We start from the raw sequence: 17,309 nt of genomic DNA, 5'->3' as shown, positions 1-17,309 counted from the left end.
GTATCAGGCGATGCCGAGCTCGGCCGGCGCGTCCGCGGCCGTCAGGCTGTCGCCTTCGGCCAGCGTGCCCTCGGCAAGGACGCGGCAATAGATGCCGCAATCGACATGTCCGTAATTCTTCATCAGCGCCTTCGGGATCTGCATGTCGCGCGCGCCGGTCTCGGGATCGACATTGGTCGCCGCGCAGCGCTCGATCCGCTTGATCACCTGCAGGCGCAGGCCGCCGGGGCCGGTCAACTCGCGGTCGACGAGCTCGTTCTCGGCCCAGGGCGCGAGACCGCTGACCATCAGGTTGCCGCGGAAGCGCAAGGGATCGACCGGCTGTCCGAGGCGCCCTTCGAGATCGGCGACGCTGGCGAGGTTGATGATCGAGACGAAGCCCGAACGGGAATCGGTGAAGCGATAGGTCGGCGGTGCCGTCAGCAGCTTGGGCTCGCCGCGCAACTCCTCGGGCATGAAGCCGGTGAAGAAGCGCGCGATCGCAGCATGGCCCTCGTCATTGGCGGTCGCCGCGCGCAGGACTTCCTGCCCGTTCTCATGGATGACGAGATCGCCGCTGGCATCGTCGTAGCGGGTCTTCAGCCGGGCGAGCGACTCGTTGCGCATCAGCATCAGGTATTTGATCTTGGGCTGATGGACGGGCTCGGCCGCATCGAAGCCGGAGGGGCCGTTCTCGATGGCGAAGAGCCGGTCGCCCGGGAAATAGCCGCCGGCCGGCAGCGCGGCGCGCTCGAGCCGTTCCGGCGAGAGCCCCTTCACGGGATAGCGGTAGAGCGTTTCGATGCGCATGGTCGGGTCCGTTCAGGCGAGGTCGCGGACCATAGCCTTGTCGGCCGGCCCTGACAGATCAAATCTTGTATCCGTTTCGATCAATCGGACGCGTCGTCCTCGCCATCGCTGACCGAGCGCTGGCAGCCCCAGCCGGCGAGCACGGCGTCGGTGTCGTCGGCGACGAAGAAGCGGGCGGCGTCGCGGTCGTAGCCCTCGCCGAGCAGGCGCTCGTAATCGGTATGGACGTGGCGGATATGGCTGCCGAGCGCGAGCCAGAGCGCGGTCGAGGGCGGCAGGTCCTTCATGTGGCGCCGCTCCGCCAGCGTGACCACGGCTTCGGCGTCCGACAGCGGTATGCCGGGCGCCAGCGCTCTCAACGCCCGACGAATCGCCTGCTGTCGCTTGGTCCCGGCCATGCCCGATCTGCGCCTGCCGCTTGCGCCAGGTCAATTCTGGGCCAGCCCTCTTCCGTTGCGTGAAAGCCACACTATCTTGAGAGGCGAAGGGCGGCCCATCGCGGCGCCCTATCCTGATGAAAGGCAGCGGGTTCGCGTCGCTACGGGGCGCGGCCTGTGGGCGGAGATATCTGCATGAACATTGAGAAATATACGGATCGGGCGAAGGGCTTCCTCCAGGCGGCGCAGACGATCGCCTTGCGCGAGGGGAACCAGCAGTTCACCCCCGAGCATCTTCTGAAGGCCTTGCTCGACGACAACGAGGGCATGGCGGCCGGTCTGATCGACCGGGCCGGCGGCCAGTCGCGCGTCGCCTTGCAAACTGTGGAGCAGGCGCTGGCCAAGCTCCCGAAGGTCTCGGGCGGCTCGGGCGGCCTTAACCTGACGCCTGGCCTCGCCCGCGTCTTCGATACCGCCGAGAAGGCCGCGGAAAAGGCTGGCGACAGCTTCGTCACGGTCGAGCGGCTCTTGCTTGCACTCGCGATCGAGAAGGACAGCGAGGCCGGCAAGGCTCTCTCCAAGGCCGGCGTGACGCCGCAGGCGCTCAATGCCGCGATCGAGGCGATCCGCAAGGGCCGCACCGCCGATTCCGCGTCCGCCGAGCAGGCCTATGACGCGCTGAAGAAATATGCGCGCGACCTCACGGCTGCGGCGCGCGAGGGCAAGCTCGATCCGGTCATCGGCCGTGATGAGGAGATCCGCCGCACCATCCAGGTGCTGTCGCGCCGGACCAAGAACAATCCCGTCCTGATCGGCGAGCCCGGCGTCGGCAAGACCGCCATCGCCGAGGGCCTCGCCCTGCGCATCGTCAATGGCGACGTGCCCGAGAGCCTGAAGGACAAGGAACTGCTCGCGCTTGACATGGGTTCGCTGATCGCCGGCGCGAAATATCGCGGCGAGTTCGAGGAGCGGCTGAAGGCCGTTCTGACCGAGGTCTCGTCCTCGGATGGCGGCGTCATCCTGTTCATCGACGAGATGCATACCCTCGTCGGCGCCGGCAAGACCGATGGCGCGATGGATGCCTCCAACCTGCTGAAGCCAGCACTGGCGCGTGGCGAACTGCACTGCGTCGGCGCGACCACGCTCGACGAGTACCGCAAATATGTCGAGAAGGACGCTGCCTTGGCGCGGCGCTTCCAGCCGGTCTTCGTCGACGAGCCGACGGTCGAGGATACCGTCTCGATCCTGCGCGGCCTGAAGGAGAAATACGAGCAGCATCACCGCGTCCGCATCACGGATTCGGCGCTGGTCTCGGCCGCGACCCTGTCGAACCGCTACATCACCGACCGATTCCTGCCGGACAAGGCGATCGATCTTGTCGACGAGGCTTCGGCGCGCCTGCGCATGCAGGTCGATTCCAAGCCGGAAGAGCTGGACTCGATCGACCGCGAGATCGTCCGTCTCAAGATCGAGCAGGAGGCGCTCAAGAAGGAGAGCGACGCCGGCTCGAAGGAGCGGCTGAAGCGGCTCGAATCCGAGCTGGCCGACCTGGAGTCGCGCTCGGCCATCATCACCGCCAAATGGAAGGCGGAGAAGGACAAGCTGGGCGCCGCCGCGGAGATCAAGACCAAGCTCGACAACGCCCGCAACGAACTGGCGCAGGCGCAGCGCAAGGGCGAGTACCAGCGCGCGGGCGAGTTGGCCTATGGCGAGATTCCGCAGCTCGAGAAGAAGCTGGCCGAGATCGAGGAGAAGGGCGACAGCGCCGGCATGGTCGAGGAGGCCGTGACGCCGGACCATGTCGCGCAGGTCGTCAGCCGCTGGACCGGCGTGCCGGTCGATCGGATGCTCCAGGGCGAGAAGGAGAAGCTGCTCCGCATGGAGGAGGTTCTCGGCTCCCGCGTCGTCGGGCAGCGCGAGGCGGTGGAGGCGGTTTCGACCGCGGTCCGCCGCGCCCGCGCCGGCCTTCAGGACCCGAACCGCCCGATCGGCTCCTTCATGTTCCTCGGCCCCACCGGCGTCGGCAAGACCGAATTGACCAAGGCGCTCGCCTCGTTCCTGTTCGACGACGATACGGCGCTCGTGCGCATCGACATGTCCGAGTACATGGAGAAGCACTCGGTCGCCCGGCTGATCGGTGCGCCTCCCGGCTATGTCGGCTACGAGGAGGGCGGGGCGCTGACTGAAGCCGTGCGACGCCGGCCGTATCAGGTCGTGCTCTTCGACGAGGTCGAGAAGGCGCATCCGGACGTGTTCAACGTCCTGCTGCAGGTGCTCGATGACGGCCGCCTGACCGATGGCCAGGGCCGCACCGTCGATTTCCGCAACGTGCTGATCATCATGACTTCGAATCTCGGTTCGGAGTTCCTGGTGAACCAGCCCGAGGGGCAGGATAGCGATGCGGTTCGCGACGAGGTCATGGGCGTGGTCCGCCACGCCTTCCGGCCCGAGTTCCTGAACCGGATCGACGACATCATCCTGTTCCATCGCCTGCGGCGGAAGGACATGGACGCGATCGTCGACATCCAGATGGCCCGGCTGGCGAAGCTGCTGACCGATCGCAAGATCACGCTCGAGCTCTCGAAGGAGGCGCGCGAGTGGCTGGCGGACAAGGGCTACGACCCCGCCTATGGCGCGCGCCCGCTGAAGCGCGTGATCCAGAAATCGGTGCAGGACCCCCTCGCGGAAGCGATCCTCGCCGGCGAGATCGTCGACGGCGAAGACGTGCCGATCACCGTCGGGCCGGGCTCGCTGATGCTGGGTTCGGTCCCGGCCGTGAAGGAAAAGCGGCCGGCGGGTGTGGCGCTGAACTGAGGCGGCTTTCGAGCTGCGTCATCCTCGGGCGGCGCTCAGCGCTGACCCGAGGATCTCTGGATGGAAGGGCGCGAGAGCCTTATCCGGCATGAGATGCTCGGGTCGAGCCCGAGCATGACGGGCGCGACGCGCCCGTCACCCCCGCTTCAACAGAAACACCGCCTGCGCACCGAACAGGTTCCAGAACCACCACGGCGCTTTGACGCCGACCTTGCCGCCTGCGGCGTCGAGCGCGACCGCGCGCTCCTTCTTGGCGCCGATCTGGTCGCAGAGCGCCACGAAGTCGCGGATCGTGCAGAAATGGATGTTGGGCGTGTCCCACCAGGCATAGGGCAGGGAATCCGTCACCGGCATCCGCCCCTGGAAGAACACCTGGCTGCGCATCCGCCAATGCCCGAAATTCGGGAAGGAGACGATGGCGTGCCGGCCGATGCGCAGCATCTGCTCCAGCACGAGCCGGGGGTTGCGCGTCGCCTGGATCGTCTGGGAGAGGATCACGTAGTCGAAGCTGTCGTCCGGATAGTCGGCGAGATCGGTATCGGCGTCGCCCTGGATCACCGAGAGCCCGCGCGCGACGCAATCGGCCACGCCCTCGCGCGACAATTCGATGCCGCGCGCATCGACCTGGCGGCTCTCCGCCAGCAGCGCGAGCAGGGCGCCGTCGCCGCAACCGACATCGAGCACGCGCGTGCCGGGCTGCACCATCTCGGCGACGAGCTTGAGGTCGATGCGGTTGGTCTGGTTGTCCGGGAGGGTCATGGCCTAGAGCCCCCGTGCCCGTGCCGCCGCGCCGATGAAGCCGCGCGTCGTGGCGAAGAGATTGGGCTCTTCCAGCAGGAAGGCGTCGTGGCCCTTGTCGCTCTCCAACTCGACGAAGGAGACAGAGGCGCCTGCCGCGTTCAGCGCATGCACGATCGCGCGCGAGTCGGTGGTCGGGAACAGCCAGTCCGAGGTGAAGGACGCCACGCAGAAGCGCGTCTTCGTGCCTGCGAAGGCTCGCGCCAGCACGCCGTCATGATCGGCGGCGAGGTCGAAATAATCCATCGCCCGCGTCACGTAGAGATACGAATTGGCGTCGAAGCGCTCGACGAAGCTCAGCCCTTGATGGCGCAGATAGCTTTCGACCTGGAAGTCCGCATCGAATGAGAAGGTCGGCGCCTCCCGGTCCTGCAATTTGCGGCCGAACTTGCGGTGCAGCGCCTGCTCCGAGAGATAGGTGATATGCGCGCCCATCCGCGCGACCGACAGCCCTTTGGCCGGGCGCGTGCCCTCCTCGAGATAGCGTCCGCGCCGCCATTCCGGATCAGCCATCACCGCCTGCCGGCCGACCTCGTGGAAGGCGATGTTCTGCGCCGAGTGCTTAGCTCCCGTCGCCAGCGGCAGCGCCGAAAAGACGCGGTTCGGATAGCTCGCCGCCCATTGCAGCACCTGCATGCCGCCCATCGAACCGCCGGCGACGCAGAACAGCGTCTTGATGCCCAGGGAGTCGACCAGCGCGGCCTGCGCCCGCACCATGTCGCGGATGGTGACGACCGGGAAGGACAGGCCCCAGGGCTTGCCCGTGGCCGGGTTGGTCGAGGCCGGGCCGGTCGTGCCGGTGCAGCCGCCGATCACATTGGCGCAGATCACGAAGAAGCGGTCTGTATCGACAGGCTTGCCCGGCCCGATCATCGCGGTCCACCAGCCGCCCTTGCCGGTGATCGGGTTGCGGCTCGCGACATATTGGTCGCCGGTCAGGGCGTGGCAAACCAGGATCGCGTTCGATTTCTCGGCGTTTAAAGTGCCATAGGTCTGGTAGGCGATCTGCCAGTGGTCGAGCACCACGCCGCAATCCATCAGCAAGGGCGTATCGGGCCCAAAGCGCGCGACCGGGCTGGAGGGCTCGTTGGCCTCCTTCTGCGGATCGGCCAGGCTGGGGGAGAGATCGCTCATGTCGTCAGCTTCGGCAGTAGGATTTGTCTTGCCGGTCCAGGCGTTCGGAAAATCGAACTCTAGCGATGCCGCGTCGAGGCGTCGCTGTCAACGCGGGACTGCGCAGCCGGCTTTGCCAAGGCGCGGCGGGAGCGCTAAGGAGCGTGGCCTTGCCGGAAAGCGCGTTGCCATGACCGAAGCCGCCCCGACCACCCTTGCCGATCTCCGCGGTGAAATCGACCGCATCGACAGCGCGATGCATGCGCTGCTGATGGAGCGCTCGCAGGTCATCGAGACGCTGATCTCGATCAAGAAGACGCAGGCATCCGGCTCCGCCTTCCGCCCCGGCCGCGAGGCCGACATCATGAAGCGCCTCGCGCTGAGCCATAAGGGCCTGCTGCCTCTCGACACGGTCGAGAGCGTCTGGCGCATCATCATCGCCACCTTCACCTATGTGCAGGCGAATTATTCCGTCCATGCGGACGTCTCCGGCGGTGACCCGGCGATGCGCGATTCCGCCCGGTTCCATTTCGGCTTCACCGTCCCCTTCGTGCCGCATGAGGACGCCCGCGCCGTCATCCGCGCGGTCGCGGAATCGGCCGGCGATCTCGGCATCTTCCGCATGGACCAGGGCGCCAGCGCCGGCATCTGGTGGCGCGACCTGATCGGAGCCGACGCGCCGAAGATCATCGCGCGGCTGCCTTTCGTCGAGCGCCCGAACCATCCTGCGGGAACGCCGGTCTACTGCATCGCCAAGCCGCTGGCGGATGCCGCGGTGCGCGAGATCGTGCTCTACGCCGCCCGGGTCGAGCGCTGGTCTGAAAGCTTGCGTCATGGCCTCGCCGAGCATCTGGCCGAGGTCTCCGCCTCGGCCGCCGACGGCTCGCATCTCTCGCTGCTGGTCGCGGCTTCCGGCGAGGTCGATCAGGCCTCGATCCGGCAAGCGCTCGTGCCGGCGGGCTTGAGCGACTTCGCCGAGATCGGCAGCCACGCCGCCCGCTTCTCCGTCAAATCCGCCCGCTGAACGGGCTCGCATCGTTCCCTGCTGCAAGGTCAATCGTCATGGCGACCCGTCCCATCCCGCGTCCCGGCGTCCTCGATATCGAGGCCTATGTTCCCGGCAAATCCGCCGCGCCCGCCGGCGTGAAGCTGCACAAGCTCTCCTCCAACGAAACCCCGCTCGGGCCGAGCCCGAAGGCGATCGCAGCCTTCGAGGGCCTCGCCGCCAAGCTGGAGCTCTATCCCGACGGCACGTCGGCCAAGCTCAAGCAGGCGATCGCCGGCCGCTACGGTCTCGACCCGGCGCGGATCATCTGCGGCAACGGCTCGGATGAGCTGCTGGAGCTCGTCACCAAGGCCTATCTCGGCGCGGGCGACGAGGGCATCTACAGCCAGTACGGCTTCCTGGTTTACCGCATCGCCATCCTTGCCATGGGGGGCAAGCCGGTCGTCGTGCCCGAGAAGAACTACACGGCCGATGTCGACGGCATCCTGGCCGCGGTGACGCCGAAGACGAAGATCGTCTTCCTCGCCAACCCCAACAACCCGACCGGCACCTATCTGCCCTTCGACGAGGTCAAGCGCCTCCAGGCCGGCCTGCCTCCGCATGTCCTGCTCGTGCTCGACGCGGCTTACGCGGAATATGTCCGCCGTAACGACTACGCCTCCGGCATCGAGCTCGTCGCCGAGAGCGAGAATGTGGTGATGACCCGCACCTTCTCGAAGATCTACGGCCTTGCCAATCTGCGCATCGGCTGGATGTATGCGCCGGCTCATATCATCGATGCGCTCGAACGTATCCGCGGCCCCTTCAACGTCAACGGCGCCGCGATCGAAGCCGGCGCCGCGGCCGTCGCCGACGAGGCGCACGTTGCTGCCGCGCTTGAGCACAACGAGAAGTGGTTGGCATGGACGACGGCGGAGCTGGAGCAGCTCGGCCTGACCGTCACGCCCTCGGTCGGCAATTTCGTGCTGATCCATTTCACCAGGACGCCCGGCAAGACCGCGAAGGACGCCGATGCCTTCCTGACCCAGCGTGGCCTCATCCTGCGCGCCGTCGGCGGCTACGGGCTGCCGGACGCGCTGCGCATGACCATCGGCAGCGAAGAGGCGAACCGCCTCGTCGTCGCGGCGCTCGCCGATTTCCTCAAGGCATGAGCGAGATGGCGGAAAGCTTCGCGCCGCGCCGGCCCGCACCGGTCTTCGGCCGCCTCGCCATCATCGGAATCGGGCTGATCGGCTCCTCGATCGCGCGCGCGGCGAAGGAGCTGAACCTCGCCGGCACGATCGTGCTGGCCGACCGGGACGAACCCGTCCGCAAGCGGGCGCGAGAGCTGGGTCTCGGGGACACGGTCACGGATACGGCAGCGGAGGCGGCTCGCGACGCCGATCATATCATCCTCTGCGTTCCGGTCGGTGCCTGCGGGCCGGTCGCTGCCGAGATCGCGCCGGAGCTGAAGCCGGGCGCGATCGTCTCCGATGTCGGCTCGGTCAAGGGCTCGGTCGTCGACGCCGTCCTGCCGCATCTGCCCGAGGGTGTCGCCTTCGTGCCGGCCCATCCGGTCGCGGGCACCGAGAATTCCGGCCCCGATGCCGGCTTTCCGAGCCTCTTCCTCAACCGCTGGTGCATCCTGACCCCGCCGGAAGGGACCGACGCGGCGGCCATCGCCAGGACGCGCCAGTTCTGGGAGGGGATGGGTGCGCTGGTCGAGGTGATGAGCGCTCAGCACCATGACCTCGTGCTCGCCGTCACCAGCCACCTGCCGCATCTCATCGCCTACAACATCGTCGGCACGGCCGAGGATCTGGAGGCGGTGACGCAGTCCGAGGTGATCAAGTTCTCCGCCGGCGGCTTCCGCGACTTCACCCGCATCGCGGCTTCCGACCCCACGATGTGGCGCGACGTCTTCCTGCACAACAAGGAAGCGGTGCTGGAAATGCTCGGCCGCTTCAACGAGGACCTCGCCCTCCTCACCCGCGCCATCCGCTACGGCGATGGCGAGACGTTGCACAAGCACTTCACCCGCACCCGCGCCATCCGCCGCGGCATCGTCGCGCTCGGCCAGGAGAAGCCGGAGACGGAGAAGCTGCGCAAGGATTGACGGACTGGCGGGCCAAGCCGCCCTGGAGGCGCTGTGCATGGCGTCGAGTTTGGCTTGCCAAGCCCACCGCCTGCTGGTACAGCGCCACCCGTTGCCGCTTTAGCTCAGCTGGTAGAGCACCTCATTCGTAATGAGGGGGTCGGGGGTTCGAATCCCTCAAGCGGCACCAGTTTCATGTGCAGCCTGCTGCAGCCTTGCTTCCAAGAATGTCCTGAGCACGAATCGCTCCGCCTGCGGCATGAACGTCGGCAGCGGGCCATACCGTTCGGGGCAGCTTCGTCCTCTCAGCCAGATTCGGTCATGGCGCCGAGACGCCGACGGGGGCGCCATCGCGGGCGACGACCCGGCCGCTTTTGACCACGAGCCGACGTATCGGCACGTCCGCGACTGCCTCGGCGGCCGTCTCGGCATCGACCAGCACGAGATCAGCCTTGCAGCCGGAACCGAGGCCGTAATCCGGCAGGCCGAGCGCCCTCGCACCGAGCGTGGTGCAGGCTTCGAGCGCGAATTCCAGATCCTCGTCGCGGGAAAAGCCGTTGCGCTGGCCGATCAGCGCGGCGCGCTCCAGCATGTCGCCCCGCCCATAGGGGCTCCAGGTGCCGCGCGGGCCGTCGCAGCCGCCGCAGACGAGAACGCCGAGCTCGTGCAGCCGCTTGATCCGCGGTGCCGGGAACCCGGCGGGGCCAGCCGTCATAACCGCGATGCCGGCTTCGGCGAGGCCGGCGGCGAGCGAGTCGTGCCGGGCCGGCTCGATCATGCCGAGGCAGTAGGCATGGCTGATCAGGACGCGCCCTTGCAGGCCGAGCGCGCGCGTGCGCTCGATGATCAGCTCCATCGAAAAGGCGCCGAGCTCGCCGAGTTCATGCAGGTGGATGTCGACCGGCTTGCCGAAGCGATCGGCCATGCCGAAGATCACGTCGAGATGGCGGACCGGATCGCGATCGATCTCGGCCGGGTCGAGTCCGCCGACGATGTCGGCGCCCATCCGCAGGGCTTCCTCCATCAGTGCGACGGTGCCTTCCCGGATCAGCATGCCGCTCTGCGGGAAGGCGACGATCTGGATGTCGACCATGTCGCGATAGGCCTCGCGGGTCGCCATGACGCCGGCGATGCTGGCGGTGCCGATCTCGGTGTCGACATCGACATGGCTGCGGATCGCTGTGACGCCGAGTGCCAGCGTTTGCACGGCCTGGCGCGCCGATTGGCGGGCGGGGTCGATGCCGAGGCGCTTCTTCTCGCGCCGATCCGTCTCGATGCGATCGCTGCGGTGCGGCCCGTTCTGGTTGCGCCACCACGGCATGCCGATCAGGTTCTTGTCGAGATGGGTATGGGCCTCGACGAGACCGGGCAGCATCAGCGCGCCGTCGCCATCGATCGTCTCGATGCCGGCCGGGATGGATTCGCCGGCATCGGCGAAACGTCCGTCGAGGATCAGGATATCGGTCGCATCGACGCCCATCGGGCGCACATTCTTGAGGAGTAGGGCAGTCATTGCGGCAGGCCTTCGCTGAGCAGGGGGAAGCGCTCGCTGAGACCGGCGCGCGCGACCATCGTCGCATAGGCGCCGGCCGCTTCCCGCAGCACGGCGGCGGGGTCGACGCTTAGGACGCGGCGGTCCTGCATCAGCACCCGCCCGGCGACGACGACGCTGGCGACATCGGCGCCGTTGGCGAAGCGGGTCAGGCGCTGGACAGGCTCGATGGGCGGCCACAGATGCGGCTTCGCCCAGTCGACGACGATCACGTCCGCGCGCTTGCCCGGTTCGAGCGAGCCGATCTGGTCGACGAGATTCAGGGCCTTCGCGCCCTCGATCGTCGCCATTTCCAGCACCTGCCAGGGCGGGAGCACCGAATCGTCGTGGAAATGCGTCGCGTGATAGCGGTGCATGTGGAACATGCAGCGGAACAGATCGAAGGGCCGGTCCGGCGCCGGGGCGTCCGAGCCGATCGCGACCGTGACGCCCTCCGCCGCAAGCTCCGGCGCCGGGCAACGGCCGAACACCGACATGAGCGCGCTGGGATTATGAGCGATGGCCGCGCCTGAGGCCCGCAGCGCCGCGCGATCGGCTTCGGTCAGGTCGATCGAATGGGCGAAGACCGCGTGGCGGGGGCCGAGCCCCACGGTCGCGGCGGCGGCGGCCATGCTGCCGTCGCGATGGCCGTCCTGAACCAGCAGGGCGCCCGTCTCCTTGGCCAGTCGCAGCGCGACGCGGCTGAGCGCGGCCGGCGCATCCTCGCCCGCGATGGCGAGGTCGGTCCCGGTAAATACCGGCAGGGAGACGGCGATCTGCAGCGTGCTCCCGCCATCGCCGTTATGGGCCTGGATCAGCTTGCGGGCCACGGTGAGCTGCTCGCGCGGCGAGACGGGAATCTCGCGGCTTTCAGTGCCGGTCCAGGATAGGTAATGCGCCGGCCCGTCGGGCCTGTTGGGGCCTACGGCCAGGACCTCGGCGACGCCGACCGAGCGGACGCCGTCGAGATGGGCCTCCGCCGCCTCCGGCGTTTCCGTGCGCATGATGTCGGGGCCGCCGCCCATCAGCAGCGCGGCGGTCGTCGTGCCGCAGAGCAGCCGCTCCAGCGCCGAGAGCCGGGCTTCGGCATGCCAGAAGGCCGCGTCGGTCGCCCGGGCATAGATTCGGCCGGCGATGGTCATCCACTCGCCCGATGCCGAGCCCAGCCCCTTGGTCAGGCCGTGGCCGGCATGGGCATGGGCGTCGACAAGCCCCGGCAGGATCAGGCCGCCGCGCGCATCTAGGCGGGTGAGCCCCTCCCGCTCCGGCGCCGGGCCGGGCCCGACCGCGACGATGCGATCGTCCTTAATCAGGACATGCCCGTTTGCGATGATCTCCCGTTGCGTCATCGGGAGCACGGTTCCATTCTCGATCGCTAACCAACCGGGCATGGCCTTTCGCCTTCTTCGTTCGCGTTGAAAATCGCATACAAAATCTTGCGCGTTCAGTATGCGATCTTGCTGGTCTTTCGCCAAGCCGCTCTGTGTCGATCTCGCTGCGCCTATGCCGGTCAGGTTGTCGCTAGCCGTTTCCGCATTTGCGATGACTCATCAATAAATTATCGTATACAATATTTGCCTGTTTCTGTATGCATATGGCGTTCACGAAAAGTGAGGGGACAACGATGAAACGCGGTTTGATGGCGCTTGCTGGCGCCCTTGCGATTCTGATGACGCAATCCGCCGGTGCGCAGACGCTGCGCTGGTCGGCTCCGGGGGACGCGGTCTCCTTCGATCCGAACGCCCAGCTCGACAGCTTCACGCAGAACATCCAGCTCATGGTCTACGACACGCTGGTGCGCCGCAACCGCAAGCTCGAGATCGAGCCGGGTCTGGCGACCTCCTGGCAGATCGTCGAGCCGACGCGCTGGCGCTTCAAGCTGCGCCCGGGCGTCAAGTTCCATGACGGCGAGCCCTTCACCGCCGACGACATCGTCGCCACCGTGATGCGCACCATCGATCCGGATTCCCGCAACAAGGGCAATCTCGCGACCGTCGTGAAGGCCGAGAAGGTCGACGACCTGACTGTCGATATCGTGCTGAGCGGCCCCTATCCGCTGCTGCTTAACGACCTCACCGGCATCTTCGTGATGAGCAAGTCCTGGCTCGAGAAGAACAATGCCATGAAGCCGGGCAACACCTCGACCGGCGTCACCACCTTCGCCTCGACCCATGCCAACGGCACCGGGCCGTTCAAGCTCGAGAGCTACGCCCCGGATTCCAAGACCGTGATGACGGTCAACGAAGGCTGGTGGGACAAGCCGGAGCACAATCTCAAGCGCATCGAGTTCCGCCCGATCAAGTCTGACGCGACCCGTGTAGCCGCGCTGCTTTCCGGCGAGATCGACATGATCTCCTCCGTGCCGCTGCAGGACGTCGCGCGCGTCACCGGCACGCAGGGCTTCAAGGTCGTAGAGGATCCGTCGCTGCGGCTGATCTTCCTCGGCTTCAACTGGAAGCCGGAGCTCTATGCCGACCCCGGCAAGAAGAACCCGCTGCTCGACGTCAAGGTGCGCCAGGCGCTCTGGCATGCGGTCGATCTCGACGCCATCCAGAAGCGCATCATGCGCGGCAAGTCGCGCAACACCGGCACGATGGTCGCGCCGCCGGTGCCGGGCTACCTCGCCGATATCGACAAGCCGCTGGCCTATGATACGGCGCTGTCGAAGAAGCTCCTGACCGAGGCCGGCTATCCCAACGGCTTCAAGACTGGCCTGTCCTGCACCAATGACCGCTACATCGCCGACGAGCAGCTCTGCCTCGCCATTGCCGGCATGTGGACCAAGGCCGGCATCCAGGTCGACGTGAAGACCGAGAGCAAGGCGACCTATTTCCCGCGCCAGGATCGGGGCGAGCTCGACGTCTGGATGCTGGGCTGGGCGACGCTGCCGCAGATGGACGGCTTCAGCGTGCTCTCGGGCATCTTCGCCTCGCGCAAGGACGGCTATGGCGGCTCCAATGCCGGCGGCATGGCGATCCCCGCGCTCGACGATCTCGCCCGCAAGACCGCGGTCGAACTCGACGAGGGCAAGCGCCGCGCCATGATGGGCGAGGCCTTCAAGATCGCCAAGGATCAGGCCCTCTTCATCCCGCTGCACCAGCAGCCGCTGGCCTGGGCGATGCGGAGCAATGTCGACATGCCGCAGTTCCCGGACGAATACGTCCGGCCCTGGTTCGCCAAAGTGAACTGAGGGGGACGCGCCGTGATCGCTTCCATCGGTTCTCGCCTCGGACAGGCCGTCCTCGTCATGCTCGCGGTGACGGCCATCGCCTTCGTGATGTTCCGCTATGTCGGCGATCCCGTCGCGATGATGTCGCGCGAGGATGCAAGCCCGGCCGAGAAGGCGGAATTGCGCGCCTCGCTCGGGCTCGACCGGCCGGCGATCGTCCAGTACGGCGAGTTTCTCGGCCGCACGCTGAAGGGCGATCTCGGCATCTCCTTCCGCAATCAGCGCCCGGTGGTCGATCTGCTGGCCGAGCGCCTGCCGGCGACGCTGGAGCTGGTGATCGTGGCGACGATCCTGTCGCTCGCGGTCGGGGTCCCCGTCGGGGTCTATTGCGCGCTCAAACCGGATGGCGCGTTGACCCGCGCCATCCAGACGATTTCGCTGGTCGGCATCTCGATGCCGACCTTCGTCACCGGCATCGGGCTGATCCTGATCTTCGCGGTGACGCTGCGCTGGCTGCCGTCCTTCGGGCGCGGCGATGTCGTGCAGATCGGCGGCTGGTCGACCGGCTTCCTGACCCGCTCGGGCTGGGCCTCGCTGCTGCTGCCCTCGATCACGCTGGCGCTCTACCAACTGACGCTGATCATGCGGCTGGTGCGCGCCGAGATGATCGACGTGCTCTCCTCGGACTATATCCGCTTCGCCAAGGCGCGGGGCCTGCCGCCGCGCTACATCAATTTCCGCCTGGCCCTGCGCAATGCGCTGATGCCGGTGGTGACGGTGACCGGCCTGCAGATCGGCTCGCTGATCGCCTTCGCCATCGTCACCGAGACGGTGTTCCAGTGGCCCGGCATGGGCCTGCTCTTTATCCAGGCCGTCAGCTTCGCCGACGTGCCGGTGATGGCGGCCTATCTGCTCTTCGTCGGCTTTCTCTTCGTCGTCATCAACATGGTCGTCGACCTCACCTATACCCTGATCGATCCGCGCCTGAGGACGCGCCGCGCATGAGCCTCGCCGCCCCCAAGCTGCCGGCCACGCGCCGACGCCGCCTGCAGATGCCGGTCTCCGTGATGATCGGGCTCGCCGTTGTCGTGCTGATGCTCGCCGTCGCGCTGCTCGCGCCCTGGATCGCGCCGACCGACCCGACCAATGTCGCGAGCTTCGACCTGATGAGCGCCGAGCTGCCGCCGGCCTTCATGCCGGATGGCGACCCGGCGCACTGGCTCGGCACCGACAACCAGGGCCGCGACCTGTTCTCAGCGATCCTCTACGGCATGCGCGTCTCGATCGCGATCGGCGGCGGTGCGGTGCTGGTCGCGGCCAGCCTCGGCGTCGTGCTCGGCCTGCTCGCCGGCTATTTCGGCGGTTGGGTCGACATCGTCATCATGCGCGTCGGCGACGTCATCCTCAGCCTGCCGACCATCCTGCTCGCGCTGCTGGTCAGCGGCATCGCGCGCGCCGTCTTCCCGGAGGCCGGGACGGCGCAATGGGCGCCGGTGATCCTGATCGGCGCCATCGCCATCCATGAATGGGTGCAATATGCCCGCACCGTGCGCGCCGCGACCATGGTCGAGGCCTCGAAGGATTATGTCCGCGCCGCGCGCGTCATCGGCCTGCCGCCGCTGCACATCATGGTCCGCCATATCCTGCCGAACGTGATGAGCCCGGTGATGGTGATCGCGACGATCAACCTCGCCGCCGCCGTGCTGACCGAGGCGACCCTGTCCTTCCTCGGCGTCGGCATGCCGCCGACCTATCCCTCGCTCGGCACCCTGATTCGTATCGGCAACGAGTTCGTCTTCTCGGGCATCTGGTGGATAGCGGTCTTCCCGGCGGTCACGCTGGTGGTGCTCGTGCTTGCGGTCAATGTCGTCGGCGACTGGCTGCGCGATCGCTTCAACCCGAAGCTGAAGGGGCGCTGATGAAATCCGCCGCCCTCTCCATCACCGATCTCACCGTCGACTACCCGCTTGCCGACGGCTCGGTCATCACCGCCGTCAGCGGCGTGAACCTCGAGGTCGCGCCCGGCGAGATCCACGCGCTGGTGGGCGAATCCGGCGCCGGCAAGACCACGATCGGCAATGCGCTGATGGGCCTGCTGCAGGCGCCCGGGCGCGTCGCCAAGGGACGGATCGAGATCGGCGGCAAGCCGGTCGACATCCGCACCGGCCGCACCGAGGGTATCGTGCAGGGCAAGGATGTCGGCGCCATCTTCCAGGACCCGATGACCTCGCTGAACCCGCTCTTCACGGTGGAGAGCCAGCTCGGCGAGACGATGCGCCATCATCTCGGCCTCAGCCGCGCCGAGGCGCGCCAGCGCTCGCTGGAGTTGTTGCGTGCCGTCGGTATCCCTGAGCCGGAGCGGCGGCTGAAATCCTACCCGCACCAGCTCTCCGGCGGGCAGCGCCAGCGCGTGGTGATCGCTGCCGCCCTGTGCTGCGACCCCAAGCTGATCATTGCCGACGAGCCGACCACGGCGCTCGACGTCTCCGTGCAGGCGCAGATCCTCAAGCTGATCCGCGGCCTCGCCGACGAGCGCGGCGTCGGCATCCTGCTGGTCACGCACAATATGGGCGTCGTCGCCGAGGTCGCGGATCGCGTCACCATCATGCTGAAGGGGCAGGTGGTCGAGAGCGGCCCGGTGGCGCAGGTGCTCGGCGCGCCGCAGCACCCTTATGCCAAGGCGCTGATCGGTGCCGTCCCGCGCGTCGACGTCAAGCTGCCGCGCCTGCCCGTGCCGGCGCAGGAGAGCCCCGGCACCGCCGCGGCGCGCGAGCAGGTCCGCGCCCGCATGGGCGGCGGCGATGAGGCCAAGGCGGGCGTGCTGTCGGTCGACAACCTCGTCGTCGAATACGGCACGCGCGGCGGGCTGTTCGGCGGCGGCTCGCGTGTGTTCCGGGCGGTGAAGGGCGTCTCCTTCACGGTCGAGCCCGGCGAGATTTTCGGCCTCGTCGGTGAATCCGGCTGCGGCAAGACGACCGTCGCCAACACCATCGCCGGCCTCGCGAAGCCGACCTCCGGCTCGGTCACGCTCGGCGGATTGCCGATCGGCGCCAAGCAGGGAGGGCTGGCGCGCAAGGTGTTGCAGATGGTGTTTCAGGATCCGTATTCGGCGCTCAATCCGCGCCTGCGCGTCGCGACTGCCATCGCCGAGCCGATCGCCTTCTACCATCTCGCCGCCACCAAGGTTGAAGCCGCGGAGGATGCGGCGCTGCTGCTCGAGGCGGTCGGGCTCGACCGTGCGGCCGGGGCGCGCTTTCCGCACGCCTTCTCGGGCGGCCAGCGCCAGCGTATCGCCATCGCGCGCGCCTTGGCGCCCCGGCCGCGCTTCCTCGTCTGCGACGAGCCGACCTCCTCGCTCGACGTCTCCGTCCAGGCGCAGATCCTCAACCTGCTCAAGGACCTGCGCGATCTCGCGGGCCTATCGATCCTGTTCATCAGCCACGACCTCGCGGTGGTCCGGCAGATGTGCGACCGCATCGCCGTGATGAAGAGCGGCGAGATCGTCGAGCAGGCGCCGACCGAGGAGCTTTTCGCCGCGCCGAGCCATCCCTATACGCGGGAGCTGCTCTCGCTGGTCCCCTCGCTTGACAAGATCGCGCGGGAGCCGGCGCCTCTCGGTGGAGCCGTAGGCTAGGGCG

General features: G+C 67.4%; 14 protein-coding genes and 1 tRNA gene. 9 read left to right on the top strand and 6 right to left on the bottom strand.

The window, feature by feature from the left end; all coding sequences use genetic code 11:
- Nucleotides 1–3 precede the first annotated feature (3 nt).
- Complete coding sequence (locus JHD80_RS02320; RefSeq protein WP_199084755.1) at nt 4–789, bottom strand: MOSC domain-containing protein; 786 nt, start codon at nt 787–789, stop codon at nt 4–6.
- A gap of 80 nt (nt 790–869) precedes the next feature.
- Nucleotides 870–1,187 carry a DUF2293 domain-containing protein gene (locus tag JHD80_RS02315; protein ID WP_199084754.1) on the bottom strand — a complete coding sequence of 106 codons (318 nt, stop codon included), beginning with the start codon at nt 1,185–1,187 and terminating at the stop codon, nt 870–872.
- A gap of 174 nt (nt 1,188–1,361) precedes the next feature.
- Between JHD80_RS02315 and clpB the strand changes: the two genes are divergently transcribed.
- Nucleotides 1,362–3,980 (top strand): ATP-dependent chaperone ClpB, encoded by a 2,619-nt coding sequence (clpB, locus tag JHD80_RS02310; RefSeq protein ID WP_199084753.1) that lies wholly within the window; start codon nt 1,362–1,364, stop codon nt 3,978–3,980.
- 135 nt (nt 3,981–4,115) lie between these two features.
- Here clpB and metW read toward each other — a convergent pair whose 3' ends face one another.
- Complete coding sequence (gene metW / locus JHD80_RS02305) at nt 4,116–4,739, bottom strand: methionine biosynthesis protein MetW (protein ID WP_199084752.1); 624 nt, start codon at nt 4,737–4,739, stop codon at nt 4,116–4,118.
- A gap of 3 nt (nt 4,740–4,742) precedes the next feature.
- Nucleotides 4,743–5,912, bottom strand: a complete 1,170-nt coding sequence (gene metX, locus JHD80_RS02300; protein ID WP_199084751.1) for a homoserine O-acetyltransferase MetX — start codon at nt 5,910–5,912, stop codon at nt 4,743–4,745.
- A gap of 169 nt (nt 5,913–6,081) precedes the next feature.
- On the opposite strand from metX, the gene JHD80_RS02295 reads away from it, so the two are divergent.
- The 4 genes from JHD80_RS02295 to JHD80_RS02280 all read left to right on the top strand — a co-directional run bounded on the left by JHD80_RS02295 (nt 6,082) and on the right by JHD80_RS02280 (nt 9,161).
- A complete protein-coding gene (locus tag JHD80_RS02295; protein ID WP_199084750.1) occupies nt 6,082–6,915 on the top strand; it encodes a chorismate mutase in 834 nt (277 codons plus the stop codon).
- Nucleotides 6,916–6,947: 32 nt separating this feature from the next.
- Nucleotides 6,948–8,048 carry a histidinol-phosphate transaminase gene (gene hisC / locus JHD80_RS02290; RefSeq protein ID WP_199084796.1) on the top strand — a complete coding sequence of 367 codons (1,101 nt, stop codon included), beginning with the start codon at nt 6,948–6,950 and terminating at the stop codon, nt 8,046–8,048.
- A gap of 5 nt (nt 8,049–8,053) precedes the next feature.
- Nucleotides 8,054–8,992: a prephenate/arogenate dehydrogenase family protein gene (locus tag JHD80_RS02285; protein WP_199084795.1), complete on the top strand. Its 939-nt coding sequence runs from the start codon at nt 8,054–8,056 to the stop codon at nt 8,990–8,992.
- 93 nt (nt 8,993–9,085) lie between these two features.
- Nucleotides 9,086–9,161, top strand: a tRNA-Thr gene (locus JHD80_RS02280).
- Between the two features lie 129 nt (nt 9,162–9,290).
- Here the strand turns inward: JHD80_RS02280 and JHD80_RS02275 are convergent.
- Both JHD80_RS02275 and JHD80_RS02270 read right to left on the bottom strand, forming a co-directional pair.
- Nucleotides 9,291–10,484, bottom strand: a complete 1,194-nt coding sequence (locus JHD80_RS02275) for an amidohydrolase family protein (protein ID WP_199084749.1) — start codon at nt 10,482–10,484, stop codon at nt 9,291–9,293.
- Nucleotides 10,481–11,893, bottom strand: coding sequence for an amidohydrolase family protein (locus tag JHD80_RS02270; RefSeq protein ID WP_199084748.1), 1,413 nt, complete (start codon nt 11,891–11,893; stop codon nt 10,481–10,483). Before JHD80_RS02270 ends, JHD80_RS02275 begins: the two co-directional genes overlap by 4 nt.
- A 233-nt stretch (nt 11,894–12,126) precedes the next feature.
- On the opposite strand from JHD80_RS02270, the gene JHD80_RS02265 reads away from it, so the two are divergent.
- The 4 genes from JHD80_RS02265 to JHD80_RS02250 are packed head-to-tail and all read left to right on the top strand — an operon-like array spanning nt 12,127 to nt 17,305.
- Nucleotides 12,127–13,692, top strand: coding sequence for an ABC transporter substrate-binding protein (locus JHD80_RS02265; protein WP_199084747.1), 1,566 nt, complete (start codon nt 12,127–12,129; stop codon nt 13,690–13,692).
- 12 nt (nt 13,693–13,704) lie between these two features.
- Complete coding sequence (locus tag JHD80_RS02260) at nt 13,705–14,676, top strand: ABC transporter permease (RefSeq protein WP_349237192.1); 972 nt, start codon at nt 13,705–13,707, stop codon at nt 14,674–14,676.
- Nucleotides 14,673–15,590 carry an ABC transporter permease gene (locus tag JHD80_RS02255; RefSeq protein ID WP_199084746.1) on the top strand — a complete coding sequence of 306 codons (918 nt, stop codon included), beginning with the start codon at nt 14,673–14,675 and terminating at the stop codon, nt 15,588–15,590. The genes JHD80_RS02260 and JHD80_RS02255 overlap by 4 nt, the downstream gene beginning before the upstream one ends.
- Nucleotides 15,590–17,305 carry a dipeptide ABC transporter ATP-binding protein gene (locus JHD80_RS02250; protein ID WP_199084745.1) on the top strand — a complete coding sequence of 572 codons (1,716 nt, stop codon included), beginning with the start codon at nt 15,590–15,592 and terminating at the stop codon, nt 17,303–17,305. Before JHD80_RS02255 ends, JHD80_RS02250 begins: the two co-directional genes overlap by 1 nt.
- The last annotated feature ends 4 nt before the right edge of the window (nt 17,306–17,309 follow it).

Source organism: Allobosea sp. ASV33, from assembly GCF_016428755.1.
In the GTDB taxonomy this organism is placed as follows: domain Bacteria; phylum Pseudomonadota; class Alphaproteobacteria; order Rhizobiales; family Beijerinckiaceae; genus Allobosea.
The sequence above is the reverse complement of the archived record's forward strand: the minus strand, read 5'-3'. Positions and strand labels throughout refer to the sequence as shown.